Origin of the sequence: Nonomuraea sp. NPDC052265 (assembly GCF_044547985.1) — a bacterium.
Classification (GTDB): Bacteria; Actinomycetota; Actinomycetes; order Streptosporangiales; family Streptosporangiaceae; genus Nonomuraea.
In genome coordinates, this window is record NZ_JBIUBJ010000001.1 from 520,281 (window position 1) to 546,274 (window position 25,994).

Below are 25,994 nucleotides of genomic sequence, written 5' to 3' on the forward strand. Positions count from 1 at the left end.
CCGTCACCCCCCGGCGCGGGACGAGGCGGCTTCGGCTGTCTCCCTGGCCCAGCGGTAGTCGGCCTTGCCGGCGGGCGAGCGCACCATCTCCTTCACGAACGCGTACGAACGCGGCACTTTGTACCCCGACAGCGACGCCCGGCAGTGGGCGTCCAGCTCGGCGGCGGTCACCTCGACATCGGGGCGCGGCTCGACCACGGCCGCCACCCTGCTGCCCCACCGGTCGTCCGGCACGCCGGTCACCACCGCGTCGAACACGGCCGGATGCCCCTTGAGCACGGCCTCGACCTCCTCGGGGAACACCTTCTCGCCGCCGGTGTTGATGCACTGCGAGCCGCGGCCGAACACGTGCACGGTGCCGTCGGCGTCCACGGTCGCCAGGTCGCCGGTGAGCAGCCAGCGGGTGCCGTCGGGGTCGGTGACGAACGTGCGCGCCGACTTGTCCGGGTCGTTGTAGTAGCCGAACGCCACCCGGCCGGACCTGGCCACCGTCCCCATCTGCCCCGAACCCGGTGGAACGGGACGTCCCCGCTCGTCCAGGACGCTGATCCTGGCCGACGGGTTGGGCTGGTAGCGCAGCCCGGTCTCGGGCGTGGAGCCGGGCAGCGCGGAGGCGGTGTAGCCGGACTCCGTCGAGCCGAAGCTGTCCACGATCATGACGGCGGGCAGCAGGCCCTGGAGCCGGTCGCGGACCGCGCCGCTCAGGATGGCGCCGGTCGAGCTGACCACGAACAGCGACGACAGGTCGTACGTGCCCGTCTCCAGCGCCTCGGCCAGCGGCCGGGCCATGGCGTCGCCCGTGATGCTCATGGTGAGCACGCGCTCGCGCTCGACCGCCCGCCACACCTCGCCGGCGTCGAACCTGGGGACGAGCACCATCGTGCCGCCCGACCACCAGCTGATGAACGTGGCCATCTGCGCGGCCCCGTGCATGAGCGGCGAGGCGGCCATCATGATCATCGGGTCGGCCTTGACGGCCTCGTCGACGACCTCCTGCGGGGTGGCGCGCGGGTCGCCGTACGGGTTGCCGCCGCCGAACGCCATGAAGAGGTCCTCGACGTGCCACATCGCGCCCTTGGGCATGCCGGTGGTGCCGCCGGTGTAGATGATGTAGACGTCCTGGCCGGTGCGCGGGGCGAAGCCGCGTTCCGGCTTGCCGCGCTCCAGCGCCGCCGCGTACGGCACGGCGGCGGCGATCGACGACTCGCCCCCGACCGCGATCAGGTGGTCGAGCAGCGGCGCCTGGTGCGCGACGGCGGCCACGCGCGGGTCGAACTCGACGTCGTAGACCAGCGCGCGCAGGTCGGCGTCCTGGTAGAGGTAGAGCAGCTCGGCCTCGACGTACCGGTAGTTGACGTTGATCGGCACGGCCCGGATCTTGAGCGCGGCCAGCAGCCCGGCCAGGTACTCCACGCCGTTGTACAGGTGCAGCCCGACGTGCTGGCCCGGCCCGACGCCCAGGCCGGTGAGGTAGTGGGCGAGCCGGTTGGCCTCGGCGTCCAGCTCGGCGTAGGTACGCCGGTCGGCGCCGCAGATGACGGCGGTGCGGTCCCCGATCGCGTCGGCGAGTGCTTCGAACAGGTCCGCGTGGTTGAACTCCATCAGGGTCTCTCCCGTCCGACGATCCACATCGCGAAGAACTGCGCTCCGCCGCCGTAGGCGTGGCCGAGCGCCGTGCGGGCGCCGTCCACCTGGTGCTCGCCGGCCTGGCCGCGCACCTGGAGCGCGGCCTCGGCGAACCTGATCAGCCCCGAGGCCCCGATCGGGTTGCTCGACAGCACGCCGCCCGAGGCGTTCCACGGGATGTCGCCGTCGAGGGCCGTGGCGCCGGACTCGGTCAGCTTCCAGCCCTCGCCCTCCGCCGCGAACCCGAGGTTCTCCAGCCACATCGGCTCGTACCAGGAGAAGGGCACGTACACCTCGGCCACGTCGATCTCGCGGCGCGGGTCGGTGACGCCGGCCTGGCGGTAGACGTCGGCGGCGCAGTCCTTGCCGCCCTGGGGGCTGACGGTGTCGCGGCCGGCCCGGAAGATGGGCTCCGAGCGCATGGCGGTGCCGTGCACCCAGGCGGGGGTGCCGGTGACCTTGTGCTCGGCGGCCAGGACCATCGCGCACGCGCCGTCGCTGGACGGGCAGGTCTCCAGGTAGCGGATCGGCTCCCAGAGCATCGGCGTGGACTCGACCATCTTCTGGTCGATGCCGGGGATCCTGAGGTGGGCGTAGGGGTTCTTGAGCGCGTTCAGCCGGTCCTTGACGGCGACCAGCGTGCCGATGTGGCCGGGCGCACCGGACCTGCGCATGTATTCGCGGATGTGCGGCGCGAAGTAGCCGCCCGCGCCGACCACGAGCGACGCGCTGAAGGGCAGGTGGGTGGAGAGCGCCCAGGTGGCGTTGGACTCCGACTGCTTCTCGAAGGCCACCACGAGCACCCGCTCGTGCACGCCGCCCTGGATCAGGCTCGCGCCGACCAGCGCCGTCGAGCCGCCGACGCTGCCCGCGGTGTGCACCCGCATCATCGGCTTGCCCGCCGCGCCGAGCGCGTCGGCCAGGTACGCCTCGGGCATCATCACGCCCTCGAACAGGTCGGGCGCCTTGCCGACCACGACGGCGTCGATGTCCTTGAACGTCAGCCCCGCGTCCTCCAGGGCCCGCAGCGCCGCCTCGCGGACCAGGCCGGCGATGGAGACGTCCCTGCGCTTGGTGGTGTAGCGCGTCTGCCCGACCCCGATCACCGCGCACCGGTTGCCCATGATTCACGCCTCCAGGACCGTGACGAGGTTGTGCTGCAGGCAGGGGCCGCCGGCGGCGTGCCCGACGGTGCGGCTCGCGCCGCCGTCGAGGATGCGCCGCGCGGCCTCGCCGATGCGGATGAGACCCGTGGCCATGACGGGGTTGGCGGCGAGCGGGCCGCCGGACGGGTTGATCACCGTGTCGCCGCCCAGTTCGAGCGCTTCGCGGAGGATGAGCTCCTCGTGCGGGAACTGGGCGTGCAGCTCGGCCACCTCGACCGGGCCCTTGCCGACCCCCGCGGCTCGTGCGGCATCGGCCGCGGAGACCGACCGGGCCAGGTCCCGCAGGCCCAGGTAGTGGGGCTCGATGCGATGGGCGATGCCCTTGATGAAGGCGGGACGGCTGGTCAGCCGCCGGGCCAGTTCCTCCGTGGCGAGCACGATCGCCGCCGCGCCGTCCGTGACGGGTGGCACGTCCGTCTTCCTGAGGGGTTCGACCGCGACGTCCTCGCCGTCCGGTTCGGGCAGGTCGAGCGCGTACGGATTGCTCCTGCCGTCCGCCCTGGATCTCCGGACGATCTCGTCGAGGTGCTTCCTGTCCGCGTCGAGCGCGTTCGCCTGGAGGGCGGCCAGCGAGAGCTGGTCGAGGCCGAGGGGTTCCAGGTAGTAGGGGTCGAGCTGGAGGGTCAGGATCGTGCGGAGGTCGCCGAGCGACGACTTGCCGAAGCCGTAGACCAGGGCCGAGTCGATGTCGCCGTGCTGGAGGCGGACCCAGGCCTCGTACAGGGCCCAGGCGCCGTCCATCTCGACGTGGCTCTCGGAGACGGGCGGCCAGGCGCCGAGCGCGTCGAGGGCGCTGACGAACGAGAACGGGGCCCCGGCCAGGTAGTCGCAGCTTCCCGAACAGGTGAAGCCGAACCTGGTCAGCCCGGTCCGCTCCTTGACCTCGCTGATCACGGGCAGGATCAGCTCGGGCTCGGTGAGCCCGGTGTCGTGATCGGTGTGGACGGTCTGCGCGAACGCGACGATCGCGACCTCTCTCATGACAACTCCACGTCGGGCTCGCCGGTGGGGGCGAACCAGCGGATGTTCGCCATGGACTTGCTCCGCTCCTCCTCGGGGACCCAGACGGCCCGGACCCGCATGCCCTGACGCACCTCGTGCGCGGGTACGTCGCCGATCAGGGCGATCATGGGGATGTCGGCGTGGTCGAGCAGGATGTAGGCGGAGACGAACGGCACTTCCGGAGCGCGCGGATCCGGCAGGTTGTTGATGGCGAATGTGGTGATCGTCCCGGTGTCGGGGAGTTCGAGCGTCTCCGGGATGAGACCTCCGCACTGGGGGCAGGACATCCGGTAGGGCACGTACACCTGGTCGCACTGCTCGCAGCGTCCGCCGAGGAGGACACCGCGCTCGACGCCCTCCAGGAAGACGCGGAGCGAGCCGCCCGCCTGGAGGCGGTACTCGGCGCGCACGTTGGACACGATCTTCGTGACCTCGGGCGCGAAGTGGGCGATGTCGGTGATGTGGCCGGTGGGCCGGTCGCGCCACACCGGCCAGACGCGGGAGCCCTTCGACAGCGCCTTGGGGTTGTCGGCGGCGACGGCGTGCACGAGCGCGGTGTCGGCGCCGTCCAGCAGGATCGTGGCCCAGGCGAAGGGCTGGTCGAGCGGGTGGTTCGCCAGGGGCTCGGGCACCCAGGCCCAGGAGGTGACCGTGCCGGCCGGGCCGACCTCGACGTACTCGGAGGTGACGGGTTCGCCGGTGGCGGGGTCGTATTCGAGGGGCGGTACGAGGACCTTGCCCTCCTTCGTGCGTACTCCGACGATGCGGCGGCCGCGTAACTCGGTGAGGAAGCGCCCGATCACCGGCCCGGTCGTCCGGGTGTAGCCGCCGGGGAACTCCAGGACATGCTGGGCGACCAGCGGGTCGTCAGATGGCACGGTCGTGACCCTCCCAGTACGGTGCGCGGAGCTTGCGTTTGAGCAGCTTGCCGTTGGGCTCGCGGGGCATCTCGGCGATGAAGTCGATGCTCTTGGGCCACTTCATCCGGGCCAGGCGGCCCTCCAGCGAGGCGATCAGCTCGGCCGCGAGCCCGGGACCCGGCGGCACGCCCGGCGCGGGCTCGACGACGGCCTTGATCTGCTCGCCCCAGTCCTCGTCCGGGATGCCGAACACGGCCACGTCCGCGACCTTGGGATGGACCATGAGCTCGTTCTCGATCTCGGCCGGGTAGATGTTCGTCCCGCCGGAGATGATCATGTCGGCCTTGCGGTCGCAGAGGAAGAGGAAGCCGTCCTCGTCCAGGTATCCGATGTCGCCGACCGTGAAGTAGTCCTTGAGCCGGTTCTCGGCGGTCTTGGCGGGGTCGCCCTTGTACTCGAAGGGCACGCCCATCATCTTCATGTAGATCGTCCCGGGGGTGCCGGTCGGTACGGGTTCGCCCTGGTCGTCCGCGATCAGCAGCTCACTGATGGGCCAGGCGGAGCCGACCGTGCCCGGGTGCGCCTTCCAGCCCTCGGGCGTGGCCAGGGTGCCGCCGCCCTCGGTGGCCGCGTAGTACTCGTAGATGCAGTCGCCCCACCACTCGAACATCGCCCATTTGACCGGGACCGGGCAGGGGGCGGCGGCGTGGATCATCCACGTGAGCGAGGACAGGTCGTACTTGGCCCTGGTGGCCTCGGGGAGCGCGAGCAGGCGCTTGAAGTGCGTGGGGACCATGTGGGAGTTCGTGACGCGGTGGCGCTCGCACAACCGGAGCGCCTCCTCGGCGTCCCACCTGTCCATGTAGACGAGGGTGTGGCCCATGTGCAGGGCGCTGCCGCCGAACTGGGTGACGGCGGTGTGGTAGCTCGGCGAGGTGACCAGGTGCGCGTTGGGCGGTCCGGCCGTGATGCCGAACAGGCCGAGCAGGAAGGTCATCAGCTCGGCGCCGTCGTCGGGGTCGAGGCCGCTCAGCGTGCGCCTGACGCCCTTGGGCCTGCCGGTGGTGCCCGAGGTGTAGTGCATGGTGGCGCCGGCCGTGCGGTCGGGCGGCGCGGTGTCCGGCCGCCCGACGGTCAGGTCGCCCGCCGGGCGGAAGCCGTCGTGCTCGCCGTCCCCGAGGAGGAAGCGGCGGTGCGGCTCGATCGCCTCGGCTCCCCTGGCGCCCTCCTGGAGGAACCGGGGGTGGACGAAGAACGCCTTGGCCTCGCTGTCGGAGACGATGTAGCCGATCTCCGGGCCGGTGAGGTGCCAGTTGATCGGCGTGTAGTACCAGCCCGCCTGGAGCGCGGCCAGATACAGGACGAGGCCGTCCGCGCCGTTCGGCACCAGGCCGCAGATGCCGTCGCCCGGCTGGAGGCCGAGCTCGCGTAACCCGTGGACGAGGCGGTTCGAGCGGGCCAGGAGGTCACCCGCGCGGTGCTCCGTGCCGTCGGGGTCGACGGCCGCGATCCACTCGGGATCCGCCTGCGCCAGCCTCCAGAAACCGAGCGTCCCCATCTGATCTCCTCAGCTCAGGCGTAGCAAAACAGGAACTTGTTCTCGTTTGCTGTGGGGAGCGTATCCCGCGGGTAAAGTTCGGAGCAAGCGCTTGATTCTGTAGCTTCTGGGACTTGGGAGGCGTACATGGAGCTTCTGCCGATCAGCACCCCGCACTGCCGGGTGGAACGCGACGGCCACGTCCTGACCGTCACGATGAACCGGCCGGAGGCCCGCAACGCCCTCTCCTCGGACATGCTGATCGGACTGGCCTCGGCCTGGGCGTACGCGTCGGCCGAGCCCTCGATCCGGGTCGCGATCCTGACCGGGGCGGAGGGGACGTTCTGCGCCGGGGCCGACCTCAAGGCCATGGGCCAACCCTCGACCGATCCAGACGTGCAAGCAAGGGCCGCCCAGATCCCGAATTTTCATTGGAAAGGGCTTTTGAGGGAGGATTTGCCAACAAAGCCGATCATCAGCGCTGTCGAGGGCTATGCGGTGGCTGGTGGCACGGAGCTGCTGGTCGGGACCGATCTGAGAGTGGTGGCGGAATCGGCCACTCTGGGGCTCTTCGAGGCCAAACGTGCGCTCTTCCCGATGGGCGGCAGCGCGGTGCGGCTGCCGCGCCAGATCCCGTACTGCCACGCGATGGACCTGCTGCTCACCGGCCGTTCCGTCACCGCCGCCGAGGCCCTGGCGATGGGGCTGGTCAACCGGGTCGTGCCGGACGGGCGGGCGCTGGCGACGGCTCGTGAGCTGGCGGAGGACATCGCCGGTTCCGGGCCGCTGGCGGTGCAGGCCATTTTGCGGACGTACCGGGACACGCTGGGGATGCCGGAGCCGGAGGCCCTGAAGGTGTCGGACGAGCTGGGGTGGCCGGTGATCGGTTCGGAGGACGCCAAGGAGGGCACCCGGGCGTTCCGCGAGAAGCGCCCGGCCCGCTACCAGGGCCACTGACCCCTCCGACGCCTCCGAGGGCCTTCGCCCGGGGGCGCTCCGCGCCGAAGAGCTCGGACTCCCCTCATCCGGCGCCAGGAGCCGGGCGGGACGCGTCAGGCAGAGAGACCCACGTCACATCGGTTTCTGTCACGTTCTGCGGGGCTGTTCCGTCCGAGAGGTGGAAGAAGCCGACCACGCGAGGGAGCGTGTCATGGAAGCCCGTCTCAACCTCTTCGAGAACCAGGTCGCGGCCAAGGTCCTCAAGCACCTCATCACGTCCGACAAGGTCATCCTGGACTCGGGTCTCCCCCACGCGACGCAGGAGCTGGTGAAGATCCGGGCCAGCCAGATCAACGGCTGCGGTTTCTGCACCGACATGCACACCAAGGACGCCGCGCACGCCGGGGAGACGTCGATCCGGCTCAACCTGGTCGCCGCCTGGCGGGAGGCCAAGGTGTTCACCGAGGCCGAGCGGGCCGCGCTGGAGCTGGCCGAGCAGGGCACCCGCATCGCCGACGCCGCCGGCGGCATCCCGGACGAGGTCTGGGCGAACGCCGCCAAGCACTACGACGAGGAGCAGCTCGGGGCGCTCGTGTGCCTGATCGCCCTCATCAACGCCTTCAACCGGGTGAACGTCGCCGTCCAGCAGCCGGCGGGCGACTACGAGCCCGGCATGTTCGGCTGACGGGGAACCTCCCGCAGGGGCACGACCTGCGGGTCAGCCCGCGCTGTCCCGCAGGTCGGCGAGGATCGTCGTGACCAGGCGTTCGCGGACGCCGCCGGGGTCGACCCGCCCCGGGTGCCACGTGCAGGCCAGGTTGAGCGCGGCGAGCCGGCCGCTGCCCAGCACCACCCGTACGGCCCGCAGCAGCGCCGGGACGTCGGGCCCGCCGGCCGCCGGGTAGCGCAGGCCCGGCAGACAGGACGGGTCGAGGACGTCCAGGTCCAGGTTGAGCAGGAGCGGGCCGGGCGGCAGGGTCTCGGGCGTCACCTCGTCGAGGCTCGACCGGGTCACGCCCGACGATGCCAGGTAGCCGGCCTCGGGCGGGTCGAGGTCGCGGGCGTCCACGAGGAGCACGCGGTCCTCCGGCGGCGGACGCAGGGCCAGGCGGTCGGCGATGTCGCGGGGGCGGTAGCCGAGGAGGAAGCGCAGCGCCATGCCGCCGAGGTAGCCGGACGTGGTCGTCTCCAGCGTCTGGAGGTCGCCGTGGGCGTCGATCCAGACGATCGAGGGGTCGAGCCCGGCTCGTTGCAGGCCCGCCGTCATGCCGATCGACACCGTGCAGTCGCCGGAGACCACGACGGGCGGCTCCCCCGCCCGTACGGTCCGCTCGACGGTGGCGGCGACGGCGTCGTAGAGCTGCCCGAGGCGGGACCAGACGTCCGGTCCGGGCAGCTCGACGGCGAACTCGGTGACGGGCACGCCGCCGGGCAGCGGGACGTTGAGATCGGGCTGGTGCTCATCGAGGTGATACGGCACGTATAAGACCGACACGTCCCCACGGTAACAGCCGGACGATCAGTCCTGGGTGATGCGGTCGAGGCGTTCCAGGGCCTCCGCGAACTCCGCCACGAGCCCGAACACCACGTCCTTCGTCGAGCGCACCTGGTTGGTGAGGCCGATGACCTGCCCGGCGGGGAACGTGGCCAGCTCGGAGGCGTCCGAGCGGCCGATCCGGCGCAGCGCGTCCGACACCAGCATGAACTGCAGCGGCATCGGCAGCGTCCCCGGCGACTCCTGCGACTCCCACGCCTCGGTCCACTCGTTCCTGAGCAGGCGGGCCGGCTTGCCGGTCCAGCTCCGGGAGCGCACGGTGTCGCGCGAGGTGGCCTCCAGGATGCGGCGTTTCGCCATCTCGGGCGTGTCGGCCTCCTCGACGGTGAGCCACAGGGAGCCGGTCCAGACGCCTTCCGCGCCCAGGGCCATGCCGGCCGCCATCTGCCGTCCGTTCCCGATGCCGCCCGCCGCGAGGACGGGGACGTCCACGGCGTCCACCACCTGCGGGATGAGCACCATGGTCGAGATCTCGCCGGTGTGGCCACCCGCCTCGGTGCCCTGGGCGACGACGACGTCCACGCCGACCTCGACCTGCTTGAGCGCGTGGCGCGGGGTCGAGGCGAGGGCCGCGACCTTGACGCCGTGCTGGTGGGCGAGGTCCACGACGTCGGCCGGGGGCGGGCCGAGGGCGTTGGCCAGGAGGGCGATGGGGTGGCGGAGCGCGACCTCGACCTGGGGACGGGCGGTGGCGTCGGTCCAGCCGAGCAGCACCCTGCCGGGATCGGCGTCGGACGACAGGGGCGGGACGCCGTGCTTGCCCAGCAGGCTCTCGACGAACGCGCGGTGCCCCTCGGGGATCATCGTCTGGAGGCGGCCGACCAGCTCCTCGGGGGCGAAGTCGGCGCCCTCGTAGGAGGCGGGCATGACCACGTCCACCCCGTACGGTTTGCCGTCCACGTGGTCGTCGATCCACTTGAGCTCCATTTCGAGCTCTTCCGGGGTGAAGTAGAGCGCGCCGAGCACTCCCATGCCGCCCGCGCGGCTGACCGCGGCGACCACGTCCCTGCAGTGGCTGAACGCGAAGATCGGGAGCTCGATTCCGAACATGTCCGTGACACGTGTCCGCATGGCCCGACGATAAGCCGCGCCGCAGCCTAACTGCAACGTGTTCTACTCCAGAACCTTTGCTCGGTCGGTTTCCGGCATGGAACGCGTTCTAGCGCGGCAGCCGGCGCCAGAGCGGCCTCGGGAGCAGGCGCAGAAGGCCGAAGGCCGGGCCGAGCGCCCGCGGCACCCACACGGACGACGCGCCCTCGCGCAGCGCGCGGACGGTGGCCAGGGCCACCTGGCGGGGCGTCGAGGACAGGGGCGCGGGAGGCAGCCCCTTCGTCATCCGGCCGATGACGAAGCCGGGACGGACGATCAGCACGCGCGCGCCCGACCCGTGCAGCGCGTCGCCGAGCCCCTGCGCGAACCCGTCGAGCCCGGCCTTGGCCGAGCCGTAGACGAAGTTGGCCTTGCGCACCCGCGCGCCGGCGACCGACGAGAGCACCACGAGGGTGCCGTGCCCCTGCTCGCGCAGGATCCTGGCGGCGTGCAGGTCCACGGAGACGTGGCCGCCGTAGTTGACCGCGACGGCCTCGGCGGCGGCGGCCGGGTCGGCGTCGTAGTCGTCCTGGCTGCCGAGCACGCCGAACGCGGAGATCACCACGTCGAGGTCGCCCACCAGCTCCACGGCCCCGGCGAGGACGGCGGCGTGCGAGCCCACGTCCAGCGCGTCGAACGGCAGGACGTGCACCTCCGCGGCGAGGTCAGCCGGCGGCACCAGCTCGCCCCGGGCGGCCAGCACGACCTTGCTCGCCCCCAGCCCGACCAGCAGCCTGACGATCTCCAGGCCGATCTCACTGCGCCCGCCCAGCAGCAACACGCTGTCCACGGCCCCGAGCGCATCCCTCACAGCGCCACCCTCCGAATCGAAGCGACGGCCCTCAAGGTGGCGGCCCGCCGGATTCCGGGGGTGGCCGTCGAGCGCGAAGCGGTGGTCACAGTCGTAGTCTCCTGGACAGGTCCGAGCGGAACAGGCCCTCCGGGTCGGCCTCGTCCCTGATGCTCCGCCATCGTTCCAGTTCGGGGTACATCGCCGCCATCATGTCCGCGCGCAGCCGCGCGTCCTTGGCCAGGTACACCCGTCCCCCGGCCTGCGCGACGCGCTCGTCGAAGCCGCGCAGGAGCCCGCTCAGGCCACGCTGACCGACCGGGATGTCCAGGGCCAGGGTCCAGCCGGGCACCGGGAAGGACAGCAACCCTCCCGAACCGGGACCGAACCGCTTGAGCACCGTCAGGAACGACACCGTCCCGCGCGCCGACAACGACCCCACGATGCCGCGCAGCGCCTCCTCCGCGCCGAACGGCACGACGAACTGGTACTGCACGAAGCCGCGCGAGCCGTACATGCGGTTCCAGCCCTCGACGAAGTCGAGCGGGTGGAAGAACGGCGCGATGCCCTGCGTGACGGTCGCGCTCCGGGGCGCCCTTCGGTACCAGAGCTCGTTGAAAGCGCGCACGCTGAGCCCGTTGAGCAGCCCGTCCGGCACCCACGGCGGCGCGTGCAGCCGCGCGCGCGGCGCGAACGCCAAAGCGTCCTCCTCGCCGCCGTGAGCGACGGCCAGCGCGTCCTCCTCGCCGCCGCGCGCGACGGCCAGAGGGCCCCGCCCGCCGGGCGCGAAGGCCGACAAGGGTTTCTCCGCGTCGCGCGGCGCGTGATCGCCCCTGGTCAGGACGCTGCGGCCCATCCGGCGACCCCGCGCGAGCAGGTCGATCCAGGCCACCGTGTAGCGGTAGCGGTCGTCGGTGCGGGCCATGACGTCGAGGGTCTCGTCCAGGTCGGCGGTGCGCCATACGTCCACCCGCATCCGGGACGTCTCCACGGGCACGCAGCCGAACGTCGCCTCGGCCACCACCCCGGTCAGCCCCATGCCGCCGACGGTCGCCAGGAAGAGCGGATCACCGGGACGCAGCACCCTGGCGGCGCCGTCGGCGGTCACCAGCGTGAGCGAGCGGACGTGCGCGCCGAAGGAGGAGTCGCGGTGGTGGTTCTTGCCGTGCACGTCCGCCGCGACGGCCCCGCCGACCGTGACGTGCCTGGTCCCGGGGCTCACGGGCACGAACCAGCCCCGGGGCACGAGCGCCGTCATCAGCTCGTGCAGGCTGACCCCGCCCGCCGCGGTCACGACGCCGGCGTGCTCGTCGAAGCTCCAGGCGTCCAGGCCGGTGCAGTCCAGGACGAGGCCGCCGGCGTTCTGGGCGGCGTCGCCGTACGAACGGCCGAGCCCGCGGGCGACGACCCCGCGGCCCGGCGCGGCCAGGACCAGGTCGCGCAGCTCGGCCAGGGAGCGGGGGCGGCGCAGGACGGCGGGGGTGGGCGAGGTGCGCCCCCAGCCGGTGAGGAACGTGCTCATGCGTAGATCCCCAGCCCCACCAGGACGACCAGCGCTGCGGCGAAGACGAGCGTGGGCCGGTCGCGGATCACCAGTTCCTCGGGCTCCTCCCCGCCGCCCCGCTCGACGAGCAGGTTGTGCCGGAGCACCAGGAGCAGGAACGGGACGATGCTAAGCCCGTAGAACACGTTCTCGTGCGCGTTCAGCGCCCATAGGCAGTACGTGACGATCATCGCCCCGGACGCCATGATCCGCACCTGCGTCAGGTACGCGGCCGGGTACGCGGCGAGCGTGGCCCGCGTCCCGGACACGCCACGCGTGCGCAGCTCGGCCTCGCGCTTCCCGGCCACGAGCTGCAGCGCGGCCAGCGAGACGACCACGAGGAACCAGCCGGTCACCGGCACGCCGACGGCGACGGCCCCGGCGTAGGCCCTGATCACGTGGCATCCGGCGACCGCGATGAGGTCCACGACCTCCTGGTGCTTGAGCCACGTCGTGTAGGCCAGGGTCAGGGCGACGTACCCGGCGACGACCGCGGGCGACTCCCAGCCGCCGGTGAGCGCGGCGACCCCGGGCCCGAGGACCAGCAGGACGACCCCCGCCACCCGCGCCGTGCGCACCGACACCGCGCCGGAGGCCACGGCCCGGCGGCGCTTGCGCGGGTGCAGCCGGTCCGCCTCCACGTCGGAGGCGTCGTTCAGCAGGTAGGAGCCGCTGGCGGCCAGGCAGAAGGCGGCCAGGACGAGCAGCGCCGGGAGGAGCCGGTGAGGCTGCCCGAGCACCCCGGCCGCCATGGGGGCGGCCAGGACGAGCAGGTTCTTCAGCCATTGGCGCGGCCGGGCGGCCCTGACCAGGGCCAGCGCGGGCGCGGGCGACCAGGGCCGGGCGACCACGCCCTGGCTCATGCGGACCGGCGGCCGCGCAGGGAGAGCAGCAGGCCGCCCAGGAGCAGGACGACCCCGACCACGCCGAGCACGATCGGCAGCGTGGTCCTGATCAGGTTGATCTGGCTCCTGCCCGCGGCGGCGCTGTCGACCAGGCCCTTGACCGTGTCGTCGGTCATCTTGGCGGTGGCCACGAACGCCTTGGAGCGCTCGATGCCGTCCTGGCTCTTGAGCACCTCGTTGCGCACCTGCTCCTGCTTGACGGGCGCGCCGGTGGTGGGCTCGATCCAGTAGGTGACGCTGCCGGAGTAGAACCGGTTCAGCTGCACGTCGCCCGAGGTGCCCATGCCGAACCAGGCGGCGGGCGCGTTCAGGGTCTGGGTCCTGGTCTCGGGGACGGTCTGCTCGAACTTGTACGTGGCGAGCCCGTTCACCTGCTCCTCGCCGACGAACCTGGCGTCGAACGCCTTGCCCGCGCTGGCGTTGAACACCAGGTAGGTCTTCTTCTCCACGTCGAACGGGAATTTGTAGATCTGGCCCTGGAGCTGCACCGGGGCCTTGTCGATGCTGACGCCGCAGCAGTTGAGCCCGACGCCGGAGCGCTTGTCGAAGGCGCTGCGCCGCTCGCTGAAGTTGATGCCCGGCTTGCTGTTGGTGACGTCGTTGACGGCGGTGAACTCGTCCCAGACGACGCGGTCGTCGTTGGCCTCCTTCACGTCACCGCGGGTGGTCACGATGATGTCGAGGTCGGCGGTCAGCACCTTGCCGTCGGGGATGCTGAAGTACTGGGCGCCCGTGGCGTGCAGCTCGCTTTTGCTGTACTGGTCGCCTTTGGCGGCCATGAAGGCGGGCGCGACCTGGAGGCGAACCAGGGGAGCCAGAACGATGAGGAATGCCCCGACGGCGATGAGGACGCTGCCAACGACGACCCGGTTCATGGACCCTCCATGTGTGCAGGTGCACGGACGCCTGTTTGGGTGGTTAAGTACTGAAACGAACTACCTACTCGCCGGTATGTTATTGCGACGAGTGACCGACGTCACCAGGGATGCGGAAACGTGACCGAAACAGGTTCTACTTCGGGCGGGGTTCCGGTGGTCTCAGGACACCAGACCTCGCTCGACGGCGTGCGCGCCGTGGCCGCCTTCGCCGTCCTGCTCTTCCACGTGTCCATGGAGGCGGGGACGGCGCTGGACCCGGGGTTCCTGGGCGGCGTGCTGTCCCGGGGCGAGATCGGCGTGCCGATCTTCTTCACGCTCTCCGGCCTGCTGCTGTACCGGCCGTGGGCGGCGCAGGTGCTGCTCGGCGACCGGGCCCCGGACACCCGCCGCTACCTGTGGAAGCGCTTCTTCCGGATCATGCCGGCGTACTGGCTGGTGGTCGCCGTGGCGCTGTTGTTGTGGGGCGACGCGCACCGGGCCGACCCCTGGACGTGGGCGCAGATGTTGTTCCTCGTGCACACCTACGACATCACCCCCTGGTGGTACGGCCTCGGCCCCAAGGGGCTGGGCCAGATGTGGAGCCTCGCGGTCGAGCTGACCTTCTACCTGACGCTCCCGCTGATGGCGGCGGTCCTGCGCAGGTTCGCCCTGCGCGGCGACCCCGACCTGCGGACCAGGGGCCGGCGGCTGCTCGCCGGCCTGGCCGCCTTCGGCGCGCTGTCCTACGCGTACACGGTCTTCGAGTACTTCCCGGACTACCGGCCCTGGATGAACGTGTGGCTGCCGCGCTCCTGGACGTTCTTCGTGCCCGGCATGGCGCTGGCCGTGCTGACCGTCTGGGCCAGGGCCGAGGACGGCCGCGTGCGGCGGCTGAGCGCCGCGCTGGCCTCCTCCTGGGGCACGCTGTGGGTCATCGCGGGCCTGGCGTACCTCATCGCCTCGACGCCGGTCACCGGGCCGCGCGCGGTCGGCCTGGGCAGCATCTGGACCGCGTTCTACGAGCAGGGCCTCTACACGCTCGTCGCCTTCTGCCTGGTCGCCCCGGCCGCGCTGGAGCCCGGACGGTCCACGCGGGTGCGCGAGCTGCTCGGCGGCCGGGTGATGAGCTACCTGGGCCAGATCTCCTACGGCGTCTTCCTGTGGCAGTTCGTCATCCTCTACCTCTGGTACGACTTCACCGGACAGAAGCCGTGGACCGGCAACCTCCTGCTCAACCTGGTCGCCGTCACCGCCATCACCGTCACCTTGGCCGGGCTCACCCACCGCTACGTCGAGGAGCCCGCCAGGCGGCTCGTCCGCCTGGTGCCTCAGCGCGCCGCCGGACCCGGCTCGCCGAAGGCCACCGCCCTGAGGCAGAACGCCTGACCCTGCGCCCCGGCCGCGATGATCCGCATGCCCTTGCCGGGCCCGTCGTGCGGCACGTAGAACAGCGCGCCCATGGCGCCGGTGGCGGGCAGCGTGGCCGCCCGCTGCGCCTCGCCGACCTCCACCACGACCTGCACGGGCTGCGGGCTGACGTACGACATGGCCACCACCACGCCGGGCCCGCCGAAGGACTCGACGGGGAACACCTTGCCCGCCGGGTAACACTTGCGCCCCTTGACCGCGTCGAAGAACGGCGCCACCCGCCCCACCAGGACGAGCCTGCCCGTGTCGTCCAGCACGTACGGCTCCGACGACGGCCGCGGGTCGCGCATGCGCTCCCTGGTCTCCGCGTCGACCAGCGGCGCCAGCACGTACGAGGTCATCCGGCGCTCCCCGTTCCACGGCAGGACGATCTCCGGCGGCACGGGACGGGCGTAGATGTCGGCGCCCCCCGCCGCCGCGGCCAGTGAGGTCCTGGCGTTGTCCAGGTACGTCCTGACCCGGTCGCCGGTGAGCGTGTCGCCGAAGGTGTTGATCGAGATCAGCGACACGACGAGGAACACGGCGGTCAGCCCGGCACCGGCGGCCGGCGTGCTCGTTGGCACCGGCCTGCGGACGACGTCGGGCTCGTCCTCCACCGGCATGACGGCCAGCGCCAGGCAGAGCGCGAACAGCACGGCGGCGTCGGCGACGTACCGGGTCTCGGCGCCGACCAGGTCCCAGGCGGTGGCCCGCGCGATCACGGTGGGCACCGCGTCGGCGACCACCACGTAGGCCGCCAGGATCGCCCAGGCCCGCCAGGCCCGCCTGCGGTACACGCAGGTGACCACGACCAGCGCCGCGAGCACCGCCCACGCCACGACCACGGTCACCGGGGCCGGGTCGGCCAGCCCGCCGGTCGAGGTGACCCCGCCCCAGCGCAGCGGGCCGCCGACGGCCCCGGTGGGGAAGGTCTCGCCCAGCAGCCTGCGCAGCAGCCCGGGGACCACCTCGGCCTTCGGGCCGGTCAGCGCGTCGGCCCCGGCGGTGTCGCGGCGCAGCCAGTAGAGCAGGGCGTACCCGGCCAGCAGCAGGCCGTGCGCCCACCAGACGGGCCTGCGCAGCTCGGCGAGCAGGGCGCGGGCCCACAGGCCCCGGCCGAGGTAGGCGCCGGCGACCCCGAGCACCACGAAGGGGATGAACACCCCCTTGGTGGAGAAGGCCATCCCGACGGCCGTCCAGGCCAGGGCCCGCCAGCGGCCCTTGCCCTCGCGGACGTACCTGACGTGCGCGGCCAGCGCCGCGATCAGCGCGAGCTGCAGCGGCACGGCGTTGAGCGCGGCCGACCACCAGCTCATGGCGGGCACGGTGAGCGGCGCGAAGGCGTAGACGGTCAGCGCGGCGAGCACCGCCGCCCGGTCGCCGAACAGCCGCCGCAGCAGCACCAGGAACATGACCGAGGCCGCCCCCTGGATCGCGACGGTCACGAACGACACCAGCGCCCAGCTGTACGGCGCGACCGACGTGAGCAGCCACACCAGGCCGAGCGCGCCCGGCATGAGGTGCCCCTTGTGCACCCTCATCAGGTACTCCCAGGTCGGCCCGCTGTCGCCGGCCCCGGCCACGAAGAGGAAGTCGTCCTCGACGAAGTAGGCCCTGCTGAGCAGGCTCGCCCGGAACACCAGCGAGACCACGATGATCAGCATGCCCACGCCGATGACCGGCCCGGTGCGCACCGCCGGGATCGTGATCTGGAAGGGCTCGGCTCGCTTGAGGTCTTCAGCCATGGACGTATCCCTCCACTGCAGTAAGCTCCGCGCCGTGGACACCGAACCGTTCCGAGCGGATCTCGGCAGATCCGTCCGTTTGCTGCGCGCCTTCCGCCTGGAGCAGAGCGACCCCGACTTCTTCTACGGCACCCTGGCCAGGGACACGGTGGCCCAGCTCGCGACCTACACCGACCTGGCCGGCGCGACCGTGGCCGACATCGGGGGCGGCCCCGGCTACTTCGCCGACGCCCTGCGCGCGGTCGGGGCCCGGCCTCTGTGCGTCGACTGCGACGCCGGTGAGATGCGCCTGCGCGACGGCGTGCCGCCCCGCGACGCCGTCCTCGGCAGCGCGCTCGACCTGCCGCTCGCCACCGGCTCGGTGGACGTGTGCTTCTCCTCCAACGTGCTGGAGCACGTCCCCGACCCGCTGCGGATGGCCGACGAGATGGTCCGGGTGACCCGTCCGGGCGGTGTGGTGTACCTGTCGTACACGATCTGGTTCTCGCCCTGGGGCGGCCACGAGACCTCCCCCTGGCACTACCTCGGCGGCCACTACGCCGCCCGCCGCTACGCCCGCACCCACGGCAGGCCCCCCAAGAACGTCTACGGCGAGAGCATGTACGCCATCGGCGTGGCCAAGCCGCTGGCCTGGGCGCGCGGGCGGCGCGACGTGGAGATCCTCGACGCGCTCCCCCGGTACCATCCACGCTGGGCCAGGCACGTCGTCCACCTACCTGGCATCCGCGAGCTGGTCACCTGGAACCTGCTCCTCGTCCTGCGCCGCAGGTGAGCGCCGCCGCGACAACCACAGGGCGGCCACCACGCAGCCCACGCCGAGCAGGCCGCCGCCGATCGGCGCCACCGTGCCGAGCAGCAGGATCCATCGCTTGTAGGCCGCCGCCGTCGCCAGGGTCGCGGCGACGTCCGGCTCCGAGGTGCGGAAGTCCGCGTCGAGGGCGGTCAAACGGCCCCGGCCGTCCGCGGTGACCAGCGTCTCGGTCACCTCCTCCAGCGTCCTGACGGGCAGGCCGCTGACCGGTTCGACCCAGTACGTGCGCCGGATCTCGGCGTAGCGGCCGAGGCCGACGTCGCCCTTGCCGGACAGGCCGAGCAGGTGTCGCGGCAGCGGCGGCGTCTCGCCCGGCACGAGCTGTCGCGGCGCGCGCTGGACGTAGCGGTAGGTCTCGACGCCGCGAACCTGCTCGACCCCGTCGAAGACGGCCGTGACCGGGCGGCGCAGGCGCAGGTCGAACAGGGGGTAGTCGCGGCGTTCCGCGTTGAAGGGCCAGCGGAAGGCCTGCCCGGTCTGCCGGATGGAGACGTCCTCGTCCAGGTACTCGCCGCAGCAGTTCACGATCTCGCCGGTACGCCGGTCGAAGGCCAGGCGGCGCTCGTGGTAGTCCAGGCGGTGGCCGTCGCGGGTGGCCAGGGAGACCGACTCGCCCCACACCGCCCGGTCGTCGTCGCCGGCCAGCACGTCGCCGATCAGCCACCGGGTCTGGACCAGGTCGCCGGTCGTCTGCCGCATGGTCGCCGGGTCCACGTACGTGGCGGACTCCGCGGTCGCCCTGGTCATGCTCTGCTGTTCCAGGGGGGCCTTGAGCACCTGGTCGTAGACGTACAGGCGGGTCAGGGGGATGAGCGTCAGCAGGAAGGCCCCCACGGCGGCCAGCACCAGCGCGAGGCTCCCGCGGCTCAGGGTGGTCACGGCCGGGGCACCGCCTGTCCTGGCGTCACGTCGCCCAGGCACAGGCCGGGCGGCACGTCGTGCACGACGATCCGGTCGGCCCCCGGCGCGGCGAGCAGGAAGACCTTGCCGAAGCCCGCGCGCAGCTTCATGTCGGTGGCGCGGTCGCCCATCCACAGGGTGACCGTCGTGTCGGCACGGGCCGCGTACCCCAGCCTGACCAGGGTGCCCTCGACGCGGGTGACGCGGTTGTCCAGCGGCACCTGGACGGTCCCCCCGGTCACCGGCCAGCACCGGTCCTTCGTGGCGGGCACGAGCGGGATGCCCTGCACGTCCACCGGCCGCAGGCGGCCCTGGTCGTCGAAGACCAGGCCGTCGAGCGCGGCTGGCGGCGCCTGCATCCTGGCCCTGAGCGCGGGCGTGGCCAGCGCCCCCAGCACCCGCGAGGTCAAGCTGTAGGCCCGGTACGAGTTCGGCAGCACCTCGGTCGGCACCAGCCGGTCGTAGATCACGCTGTCGGGGGGCGCCCCGGCCAGCTCGGCGCGGGCGGTCTCGATGTAGTCGTGCCGCCGCTCGGCCCCCATGTACCCGGCGAAGAGCGTCACCGTGACCAGGGACGCCCCCGCGAACAGCCCGAGCATCGCGCCGGCCGCCCCCGTCACCCGCTCCCGCGCCGGCAGCGCCCTGTGGTACGGCTCCTCCTCGCCGCGCAGCGGCAGCAGCACCAGGCCCACGACCAGCGCGAGCAGCGGGACGGCGTCGGCGACGTACCGGGTGTCGGTGCCGACGAACGAGCCCAGCAGGTGGACGCGTCCCCACAACACGGGCAGCGCGTCCGCGACGAGCAGGTAGCCCAGCAGCGTGGCCCAGGCCAGGAGGGCCCGCCTGCGGTACCGGCCGGTGATCACCACCAGCGCGGCGAGGACGGCGAGGGAGGCGATCACCAGCGGCAGCGGCGGCGAGGCCACCCCCCAGTCGCCGCCCGCGAGCCACCGCCACGGCCCGCCGAGCACGGTGGTGGCGAACGTCTTGCCCAGCAGCTCCCACAGGAAGCCCAGGGCCTGGTCGAAGATGGGCAGCGCCCCGGTGTTCGGCGTCGACAACGACCGCTGGACGTAGAGCGCGCCGAAGGCCACCAGCACGGTGACGTACATGGCCCAGGCGGTCAGGTGGCGGCGCAGCGCGGCACGCAGGCCGCCGTGGTAGATCGCGGTGAGGGCGAACAGCAGCAGCGGCAGCGCGAACCCCTTGACGAAGCCCAGCAGCCCGACCAGCACCCACAGCGCCGCGGCCACGGCGTGCCGCAGCCTGCCCGTCCGTAGGTGATGCCAGTGGGAGGCGACCGCCATGGGCAGCGCGACCTGGAGGAAGACGGTGTTGAGCCCGGCCGCCCACCAGGCGAGCGCGGGCACGGTGACCGGCGCGAGGAGGAAGACCAGCAGCGGCACGAGCGTCGCCGGCCGCCGGCCGAAGACCACCCGCAGCATGCGCAGCACGGCCAGGGCGGCCACGGCGTGCAGGGCCAGCACCGTGCCGGCCGCCCACCCCCAGTCGAAGGGGTGCAACCGGGAGACCAGCCAGGCCAGCAGGAAGCCGCCCGGCATGAACTGGCCGAAGTGGATCCGGGTCAGGTAGTCGAAGGACAGGTCGCTCTCCATCGCCCTGGCCACGAACTCGTAGTCGTCCTCCTTGAAGTACGCCTCCTGGACGACGGCCGCCTTGCCCGCCATCGCGGCGGCGATGAGCACGAGCCCGGCCAGCAGGACGCCGTGGCGGCGGATCCGGCGGGCGGCACGCGCCACCGGGCCCGGAACCGTGATGACGGTCCCCGGGCGCGGCTTGATCGTGTCGGTCACGGAACACTCGTCATGGTCGGGCCGCCTGCGGCGACGGGGATCGGTACGGTCGTCTGCCTCACCGGCGCGCGCCTGGCCGCCACCTCGACGAGGAGCTGCCCGAGCAGCGGCAGGCAGAGCAGCTGCGCCCACAGGCCGCCCGCGCCGAGCGCGGTCGCGACCGTGACGGCCAGGTAGAGTGCGAGCCCGCCGGGCGGCCCGAGCAGCAGGGTCCAGCGCCGCCGCCCGCGCAGGTGCTCGGCCTCGCGCAGCGGACGCGACCAGGCGCCCAGCACGAACGCCACCCCGGCCACGCCCGCGCCCGCCGGCCCGCCCACCCAGTAGCCGAGCGCCACGGCGAGGACCGCGACGTGCCGGACGCGCGGCCGGGCGGCCAGGACGGGCGCGAGATGGCGTCCCGGCCTGCCCCTCCCCACCAGGGCCAGCCCGGCGACGAGCAGCGCCAGCGCCCCGCCCGCCGCGAGCCCCGCCCGGTACGGCTCGTCCGGCTCGTACGTGAGCGTCACCGTCCCGGCCGTGAACGCGGGCAGGAACCACGCCTGCCGCCAGCCGTCCAGCCGGACCGGCTTGAGCGCCGCGGCCCCCAGCGTGGCCTTCCAGCCGGCGTTGAAGTTCTCGTTGACCACCAGGTAGGAGTCGTCCCGGACGCCGACCCGGACGACCCGCTCGCCGGCCGCCCACTTGGTGACCGGCGTCCGCCGCATGACGGTGGGCCCGGCCGCCGGGCTGCCCGGCTCGTGCCGCACGACGGCCGACTCGACCCGGTACGACTCCCCCGGCCGCACCGACAGCCTGGTCGGACCGGCCACGAGCTGCAGCCGCTCGCAGGTCTCGAAGGTCACCGGCCGGCCGGTGACCACGTCGTGCAGGGTGCCGCCGGTGATGGCGGTGTGCACCTCGTTGCCGTCGATGGTGAGCGTCGGCCCGAAGCCGCACGGCAGCGTGAGCCTGAAGCCGGTCAGCGCGCCGAGCGGCCGTACGCCGGGGAAGGCCACGTCGCTGATCTCGATGGGCCGGCCGCCCGACGCCCCGAACTCCAGCGCGACCTTCCTGGCCTTCATCTCCGGGAAGCGGATCAGCCCGTCCGTGCCGACCCAGCTCTGCCGGACGCCGCCCTCCGCCCGGATCGTGACCCGGACGGGAGGGGCGCCGAGGTAGGAGTCGGGCGTGATGACGCGGATCTGCGACAGCTTCGTCTCGCGGGCCAGCTCGACGGTCAGGGTGGGCCTGGGGTCGAGCGGGTCGGCGAACCAGGCCGTCTTCGGGTCGCCGTCGAAGGCCCAGTGCCCGCCCGCCGCGCCGCTGTCCACCGAGGTGGAGGAGGCGTGCACGCTCAGGGAGTCGCCGGGCAGGGTGCTGAGGCGTTCGATCGTGGCACGGTCGGTGACCGTGGTGCGGCCCGAGATGCCGTACGCGCCGTCCTTGCCGGTGACGAAGGCGCGGTCGAAGCCGTTGCCGTCGTCGCCCAGCACCTCGTGGCCCTTGGCACAGCTCCAGGCGGCCGAGCCCCTGACGCAGCCGGGCACGTCGCCGGTCCTGGCGACCGCGATCGTGGCCGGCTCACCGGTGTCCTCGCGCGGGTCGGGCACCACGATCGACCGTCCGGGGTGGACGCCGGGGATGGTGAGCTCGGTGATGCCGACCCGGCCGCCGAGGCGGGTGGCCGGGTCGTACGCGGTGGCGACGACCTTGACGCGCAGCCGCTCGACCGGCCCCTTCGGCACGGCCAGCTCCTGCGGGTCGGCGGTCGCGCGCACCTTCTGGCGCAGCGAGCCGGCGCCGGTCTCCACGACGACCTCGCTGGTCGGCGGGCCGATCGGCGAGTTCTCGAACGCCACCTGGATCGTGGGGATCGTCATCGGGTCGGCGAAGGTCACCTCCAGCCACTCGCCCACGGCGCCGTTCCAGCCGGTGGAGCGCCAGCTCGTGCGCCGGTCGCCGTCCAGGGCGGCGAAGGGCTGGTGAGCGGGCTCGCGGCTGTTGGGGGCGGCCCCGACGTCGGCCTCGGAGCTGGAGGCGGTGACGCCCGCGACGCCGGTGAGGCCCGCCGTGGACACGTACCGCGCCCAGCCGGGGTCGAGCAGGTCGTTGGAGGGCGAGCTGCCGCGCAGGGGCTCGTCGGCGGTGAGCGTGGCGCTGGCGTTGCGGCGCAGGTCGGCGAAGGCGACCTCCCTGCGGCGCAGCGTGTCGGTCAGGATCGTGTCGTGCGCGGGCACCTTGACCACGCCCGCGTCGTCGTTGAGCAGGACGGGGCGGTCGTCGTCCAGGAGGCCCTGCTCGGCCAGGGAGAGCACGGACTCCGGCGCGCCGCCGACGCGCAGCGGGCGGGTGGCGTCCACGGTGCCGACCAGCGGCGCGGCCCGGGCCACGCGGTAGATCTCGACGGCGGGGTAGGGCTGGTCCAGCCAGGCGGCGGCCCTGCCGTACTGGGCGATGCCGACGCCCGGTCCCATCTGGGCCACCAGCGAGACGCCGGGCGAGTCCTCCAGCGCCTGGTGCACCCGGACCGGCCAGGCCGTGCCGATCGTCGCCCGGTCCAGGTCGTTCCTGACGACCAGGTACGACACCCCCATCCGGCGCAAGGTGGCGGCCAGCCCCGGCGAGCCCCTGCCGGTGGCCAGGCGGTCGTCCACGGCGGCCATCAGCCGCGAGATGCCGGCCGAGCCCCACGGCACGATCGTGTGCGTGGACCAGCGGGCCCGCGAGAGCGCCTGCAACGGCTCGTCCAGGGGACGGCCCCAGAGGTACTCGCCGCGTTTGGCGCCCGGCACGGCCAGCACCATGCCGTCGCCGGCGTTGCGGTTGAGCCAGGTGACGGCCTGCCGCCAGTAGTCGGGGATGGCGGTGAAACCGCCGGCGGGGGCGAGGCCGGCGTACAGGATGGGCAGGCCCGACAGGGCCACGAGCCCGGCGGCCAGCACGGTCAGGGGCGTGCGCAGGCGCGGGCGCGCGAGCGGGAGCAGCCCCGCCAAGCCGAGCGCGACGGGCAGCCGGATCAGCGCGTCGAACTTGTGCAGGTTGCGGAAGGCGGCGAGCGGGCCGTCGAGCAGCCCGACCATGAACTGCTCGTGCGGCGTGCCCGGATGGCCGGTCGTGATGATCGCGATCCCGCACAGCAGGCTGATCAGCAGGAACGGCCGCTCGGGCAGCCGGCGCAGGGTGAGCCCCGCCAGGCCGAGCGCGGCCACAGCGGCGGTGACCACGATCAGCCACGGGACGGTGGACTGCTGGTGGGCGTCGGGCAGCCAGGTCTGGCCGTCCACGGTCAGGAAGCTGAGCCAGCTCGACGTCCCGCGCAGGGCGTTGACCAGCGACGTCACGCCGGTCGTCGCGGTGGCGGTCTCGATGTAGGGCAGGAAGGAGAAGATGTAGCCGCCGAGCGTGAGCAGCGGGACGGCCCACCACAACGAGGCGAGCGCCACCAGCGGCAGCCACCAGGCGATCAGGCGGCGTTTGACCGGCCCGCCGCGCCTGGTCAGCAGGTACACCATCGGGACCACGAGCACGGCCGCCTCGGCCACCGCGTTGACGCCGCCGCAGAACAGGAAGGCGAACGCCGACAACGCGGCCGACCGGCGCGGCGTCAGCTCGCCCTTGGCCCCCTTGACCAGCGGGAGCAGGATCCACGGCAGCACGGCGCTGGGCAGGAACTCCGAGGAGTTGATGCCGATCAGCGCCTGGGCGTGCGGCGCGAGCGCGTACACGAAGCCGGCCAGGACGCGGGTGTGCGGGCCGCCGACGCCGAGCGCGCGGGCGAGCTGGATCACGCCGAGGAAGGCCACGCACAGCACGAGCGACATCCACAACCGCTGGACGGTCCACGACTCCATGCCCAGCTTGAGGAAGATCGCGTAGAACGGGCCCATCGGGAACAGGTAGCCGTACGCCTGGTTCTGCAGGTGGCCGAAGTAGGCGCCGTCCCACAGGTGCAGCGCCCGGCCGAGGAAGCCCAGCGGGTTGACCGCCATGTCGAGCTTCGTCTCGGGGATGATCTTCTCGGTCGAGGTGTTGAACGCGATGGCACCGAGCAGGAGACAGGAGGCGAGCAGCCGCAGCCTGTGTCTGATCCGGGCCTCGTAGCTCTCGACGATGCTCTCGACGGTGGAGTCCCCGCGTTCCCCCGGGGGTCCAGGCGAGGCTTGGGTCACTGAGGGGCTCCGCCGCAATCTTGGAGTTTCGCCAGGATAAGTCCGGTCATGCTAGCCCCAGTTCGGGCCCACGTAAATTCCCTGGCCCAGGCGCGGCAGGCCGCGGCCACCTCCGCCCGCCGCCGCGGGTCGGCCAGCTCCTCCAGCGCGCGGCCGGTCACCTCGGCCAGGCTCTCCCCGTCCCGTACGAGCCACCCGGTGACGCCGTCCCGTACGGAGTCGCGCAGCCCGGACACGTCGTAGGCCACGGTCGGCACGCCGAGCGCGGCGGCCTCGATCACGGTCAGCCCCCAGCCCTCGAACTCCGAGGCCGTCACGTTGAGCCGCGCCGCGGCCAGCAGGGCGTTCTTGCGGGCCTCGGGCAGGAAGCCGTGCAGCTCGACCCGCCCGTCCAGGCCCTGGTCGGCGACGCGCGCGGCCAGGGCGTCGCGCTCGGGGCCGCGGCCCACGACGTGCACCCGCAGGCCGGGCCAGGCGTCGCCGAGCTCGGCGGCCAGGTCCACGACGCGCTCGATGCGCTTGTGGCCGATCAGGCGGCCGGCGTACACGAGGGCGGGGTCGCCCGCGGCGGCCGGCGGCTCGGCCCACGCGGGCTCGGCGCAGCCGTTGGGCACGACGGCGACCGGCGCCAGCCAGCGCAACTTGGCGGCCAGGTCGCGGCTCGACGACTCCGAGACGGTGATCGTCAGGCAGCGCCGGTAGACCAGCCGGGCCACCTCGCCCTCCACGAAGCAGCCGATCCGGGCCAGCCAGGCGGGCAGGAAGGCGTGGAACTGCCGGTCGTGGACGTGGTGCACGAGGCTGATCACGGGCGTGCGGCGGCGTACGACGAGCGGGGAGAAGAAGGGGATGCCGTTCATGGTGTCGATGACGACGTCCACGCGCCGCCGGTGGACCAGCAGCCAGAGCGGGACCAGCAGATAGACGAGGTACGGGTTGCCCATCCTGCGCAGGTCGACGCCGTCGAGCACCTCGGCGCGGCGCTGCCCGCGCTGGCGGCCGGTCAGGAACACGACCGAGGCCCCCTGGGTCAGCAGGAACCGGCTGACCTGCCAGGCGTACTCCTCGGCGCCGCCTGCCGTGGACTGCCGGGGTTCGCGGAAGTTGAGCATCGCCACGCGGACGCCCGCGAGTGGCCGCTCGTCCGCCGTCCTGTCGCTCGCCTGCGGCTCGATCAGCCGTGCCGTGTCCGCCTTGCGCTCACCGGTAAAGACCACCATCACTCCTCGTCGGCGGGCATGCGGGCATGGCGGAGCCACACTCCGTGCTCGCTGGTGCATGGCCCCGCGTCAAGCGGGAT

The 25,994-nt window shown here is 72.6% G+C and carries 20 protein-coding genes; 4 read left to right on the top strand and 16 right to left on the bottom strand.

The window, feature by feature from the left end:
* Positions 1 to 3 precede the first annotated feature (3 nt).
* From ACIHAD_RS02495 to ACIHAD_RS02515, 5 genes are read right to left on the bottom strand one after another with little or no spacing between them, the layout of a single operon-like run.
* Positions 4 to 1,602 carry an acyl-CoA synthetase gene (locus tag ACIHAD_RS02495; RefSeq protein WP_397352543.1) on the bottom strand — a complete coding sequence of 533 codons (1,599 nt, stop codon included), beginning with the start codon at positions 1,600 to 1,602 and terminating at the stop codon, positions 4 to 6.
* A complete protein-coding gene (locus tag ACIHAD_RS02500) occupies positions 1,602 to 2,750 on the bottom strand; it encodes a thiolase domain-containing protein (protein ID WP_397352544.1) in 1,149 nt (382 codons plus the stop codon). The genes ACIHAD_RS02495 and ACIHAD_RS02500 overlap by 1 nt, the downstream gene beginning before the upstream one ends.
* Positions 2,751 to 2,753: 3 nt before the next feature.
* Complete coding sequence (locus ACIHAD_RS02505; RefSeq protein ID WP_397352545.1) at positions 2,754 to 3,773, bottom strand: thiolase domain-containing protein; 1,020 nt, start codon at positions 3,771 to 3,773, stop codon at positions 2,754 to 2,756.
* The gene (locus ACIHAD_RS02510; RefSeq protein WP_397352546.1) at positions 3,770 to 4,672 is read right to left on the bottom strand and encodes a Zn-ribbon domain-containing OB-fold protein; all 903 of its coding nucleotides are present in this window, start codon (positions 4,670 to 4,672) and stop codon (positions 3,770 to 3,772) included. Before ACIHAD_RS02510 ends, ACIHAD_RS02505 begins: the two co-directional genes overlap by 4 nt.
* Positions 4,662 to 6,212, bottom strand: coding sequence for an acyl-CoA synthetase (locus ACIHAD_RS02515; protein ID WP_397352547.1), 1,551 nt, complete (start codon positions 6,210 to 6,212; stop codon positions 4,662 to 4,664). Before ACIHAD_RS02515 ends, ACIHAD_RS02510 begins: the two co-directional genes overlap by 11 nt.
* Positions 6,213 to 6,338: 126 nt before the next feature.
* On the opposite strand from ACIHAD_RS02515, the gene ACIHAD_RS02520 reads away from it, so the two are divergent.
* A complete protein-coding gene (locus ACIHAD_RS02520) occupies positions 6,339 to 7,148 on the top strand; it encodes a crotonase/enoyl-CoA hydratase family protein (RefSeq protein WP_397352548.1) in 810 nt (269 codons plus the stop codon).
* A 193-nt stretch (positions 7,149 to 7,341) separates the two neighbouring features.
* On the top strand, positions 7,342 to 7,815 hold the full coding sequence (locus ACIHAD_RS02525; protein ID WP_397352549.1) for a carboxymuconolactone decarboxylase family protein: 474 nt from the start codon (positions 7,342 to 7,344) through the stop codon (positions 7,813 to 7,815).
* Positions 7,816 to 7,848: 33 nt separating this feature from the next.
* Here the strand turns inward: ACIHAD_RS02525 and ACIHAD_RS02530 are convergent, their stop codons facing one another.
* The 6 genes from ACIHAD_RS02530 to ACIHAD_RS02555 all read right to left on the bottom strand — a co-directional run bounded on the left by ACIHAD_RS02530 (position 7,849) and on the right by ACIHAD_RS02555 (position 13,887).
* A complete protein-coding gene (locus tag ACIHAD_RS02530) occupies positions 7,849 to 8,625 on the bottom strand; it encodes an arginase family protein (protein WP_397352550.1) in 777 nt (258 codons plus the stop codon).
* Positions 8,626 to 8,649: 24 nt separating this feature from the next.
* Entirely contained in the window at positions 8,650 to 9,756 is a 1,107-nt protein-coding gene (locus ACIHAD_RS02535; RefSeq protein WP_397352551.1) for an NAD(P)H-dependent flavin oxidoreductase, read from the bottom strand.
* Positions 9,757 to 9,844: 88 nt separating this feature from the next.
* A complete protein-coding gene (locus tag ACIHAD_RS02540) occupies positions 9,845 to 10,585 on the bottom strand; it encodes an SDR family NAD(P)-dependent oxidoreductase (protein ID WP_397352552.1) in 741 nt (246 codons plus the stop codon).
* A gap of 85 nt (positions 10,586 to 10,670) precedes the next feature.
* Positions 10,671 to 12,086, bottom strand: a complete 1,416-nt coding sequence (locus ACIHAD_RS02545; protein ID WP_397352553.1) for an FAD-binding protein — start codon at positions 12,084 to 12,086, stop codon at positions 10,671 to 10,673.
* The gene (locus ACIHAD_RS02550) at positions 12,083 to 12,970 is read right to left on the bottom strand and encodes a decaprenyl-phosphate phosphoribosyltransferase (protein ID WP_397352554.1); all 888 of its coding nucleotides are present in this window, start codon (positions 12,968 to 12,970) and stop codon (positions 12,083 to 12,085) included. The genes ACIHAD_RS02545 and ACIHAD_RS02550 overlap by 4 nt, the downstream gene beginning before the upstream one ends.
* Positions 12,967 to 13,887 carry a DUF3068 domain-containing protein gene (locus tag ACIHAD_RS02555; protein ID WP_397352555.1) on the bottom strand — a complete coding sequence of 307 codons (921 nt, stop codon included), beginning with the start codon at positions 13,885 to 13,887 and terminating at the stop codon, positions 12,967 to 12,969. The genes ACIHAD_RS02550 and ACIHAD_RS02555 overlap by 4 nt, the downstream gene beginning before the upstream one ends.
* A 120-nt stretch (positions 13,888 to 14,007) precedes the next feature.
* On the opposite strand from ACIHAD_RS02555, the gene ACIHAD_RS02560 reads away from it, so the two are divergent.
* The gene (locus ACIHAD_RS02560) at positions 14,008 to 15,255 is read left to right on the top strand and encodes an acyltransferase family protein (protein WP_397352556.1); all 1,248 of its coding nucleotides are present in this window, start codon (positions 14,008 to 14,010) and stop codon (positions 15,253 to 15,255) included.
* Here ACIHAD_RS02560 and ACIHAD_RS02565 read toward each other — a convergent pair.
* The gene (locus ACIHAD_RS02565) at positions 15,198 to 17,021 is read right to left on the bottom strand and encodes an ArnT family glycosyltransferase (RefSeq protein ID WP_397352557.1); all 1,824 of its coding nucleotides are present in this window, start codon (positions 17,019 to 17,021) and stop codon (positions 15,198 to 15,200) included. The genes ACIHAD_RS02560 and ACIHAD_RS02565 overlap by 58 nt on opposite strands.
* Here ACIHAD_RS02565 and ACIHAD_RS02570 point away from each other — a divergent pair.
* Positions 17,020 to 17,793 (top strand): class I SAM-dependent methyltransferase, encoded by a 774-nt coding sequence (locus tag ACIHAD_RS02570; protein WP_397352559.1) that lies wholly within the window; start codon positions 17,020 to 17,022, stop codon positions 17,791 to 17,793. The two genes, ACIHAD_RS02565 and ACIHAD_RS02570, sit on opposite strands and share 2 nt — an antisense overlap.
* Here ACIHAD_RS02570 and ACIHAD_RS02575 read toward each other — a convergent pair.
* From ACIHAD_RS02575 to ACIHAD_RS02590, 4 genes are read right to left on the bottom strand one after another with little or no spacing between them, the layout of a single operon-like run.
* On the bottom strand, positions 17,734 to 18,711 hold the full coding sequence (locus ACIHAD_RS02575; RefSeq protein ID WP_397352560.1) for a DUF3068 domain-containing protein: 978 nt from the start codon (positions 18,709 to 18,711) through the stop codon (positions 17,734 to 17,736). The genes ACIHAD_RS02570 and ACIHAD_RS02575 overlap by 60 nt on opposite strands.
* Entirely contained in the window at positions 18,708 to 20,546 is a 1,839-nt protein-coding gene (locus ACIHAD_RS02580) for a hypothetical protein (RefSeq protein WP_397352561.1), read from the bottom strand. The genes ACIHAD_RS02575 and ACIHAD_RS02580 overlap by 4 nt, the downstream gene beginning before the upstream one ends.
* The gene (locus ACIHAD_RS02585) at positions 20,543 to 24,694 is read right to left on the bottom strand and encodes an alpha-(1->3)-arabinofuranosyltransferase family protein (protein WP_397352562.1); all 4,152 of its coding nucleotides are present in this window, start codon (positions 24,692 to 24,694) and stop codon (positions 20,543 to 20,545) included. The genes ACIHAD_RS02580 and ACIHAD_RS02585 overlap by 4 nt, the downstream gene beginning before the upstream one ends.
* Positions 24,691 to 25,914 (bottom strand): glycosyltransferase family 4 protein, encoded by a 1,224-nt coding sequence (locus ACIHAD_RS02590; RefSeq protein ID WP_397352563.1) that lies wholly within the window; start codon positions 25,912 to 25,914, stop codon positions 24,691 to 24,693. Before ACIHAD_RS02590 ends, ACIHAD_RS02585 begins: the two co-directional genes overlap by 4 nt.
* Positions 25,915 to 25,994: the final 80 nt, after the last annotated feature.

Coding starts and splice junctions, on each gene's coding strand:
- ACIHAD_RS02550 (WP_397352554.1), bottom strand. CDS start 12,970: ATGAGCCAGGGCGTGGTCGCCCGGCCCTGGTCGCCCGCGCCCGCGCTG.
- ACIHAD_RS02525 (WP_397352549.1), top strand. CDS start 7,342: ATGGAAGCCCGTCTCAACCTCTTCGAGAACCAGGTCGCGGCCAAGGTC.
- ACIHAD_RS02555 (WP_397352555.1), bottom strand. CDS start 13,887: ATGAACCGGGTCGTCGTTGGCAGCGTCCTCATCGCCGTCGGGGCATTC.
- ACIHAD_RS02590 (WP_397352563.1), bottom strand. CDS start 25,914: ATGGTGGTCTTTACCGGTGAGCGCAAGGCGGACACGGCACGGCTGATC.
- ACIHAD_RS02570 (WP_397352559.1), top strand. CDS start 17,020: ATGGACGTATCCCTCCACTGCAGTAAGCTCCGCGCCGTGGACACCGAA.
- ACIHAD_RS02495 (WP_397352543.1), bottom strand. CDS start 1,602: ATGGAGTTCAACCACGCGGACCTGTTCGAAGCACTCGCCGACGCGATC.
- ACIHAD_RS02565 (WP_397352557.1), bottom strand. CDS start 17,021: ATGGCTGAAGACCTCAAGCGAGCCGAGCCCTTCCAGATCACGATCCCG.
- ACIHAD_RS02500 (WP_397352544.1), bottom strand. CDS start 2,750: ATGGGCAACCGGTGCGCGGTGATCGGGGTCGGGCAGACGCGCTACACC.
- ACIHAD_RS02520 (WP_397352548.1), top strand. CDS start 6,339: ATGGAGCTTCTGCCGATCAGCACCCCGCACTGCCGGGTGGAACGCGAC.
- ACIHAD_RS02505 (WP_397352545.1), bottom strand. CDS start 3,773: ATGAGAGAGGTCGCGATCGTCGCGTTCGCGCAGACCGTCCACACCGAT.
- ACIHAD_RS02535 (WP_397352551.1), bottom strand. CDS start 9,756: ATGCGGACACGTGTCACGGACATGTTCGGAATCGAGCTCCCGATCTTC.
- ACIHAD_RS02515 (WP_397352547.1), bottom strand. CDS start 6,212: ATGGGGACGCTCGGTTTCTGGAGGCTGGCGCAGGCGGATCCCGAGTGG.
- ACIHAD_RS02545 (WP_397352553.1), bottom strand. CDS start 12,086: ATGAGCACGTTCCTCACCGGCTGGGGGCGCACCTCGCCCACCCCCGCC.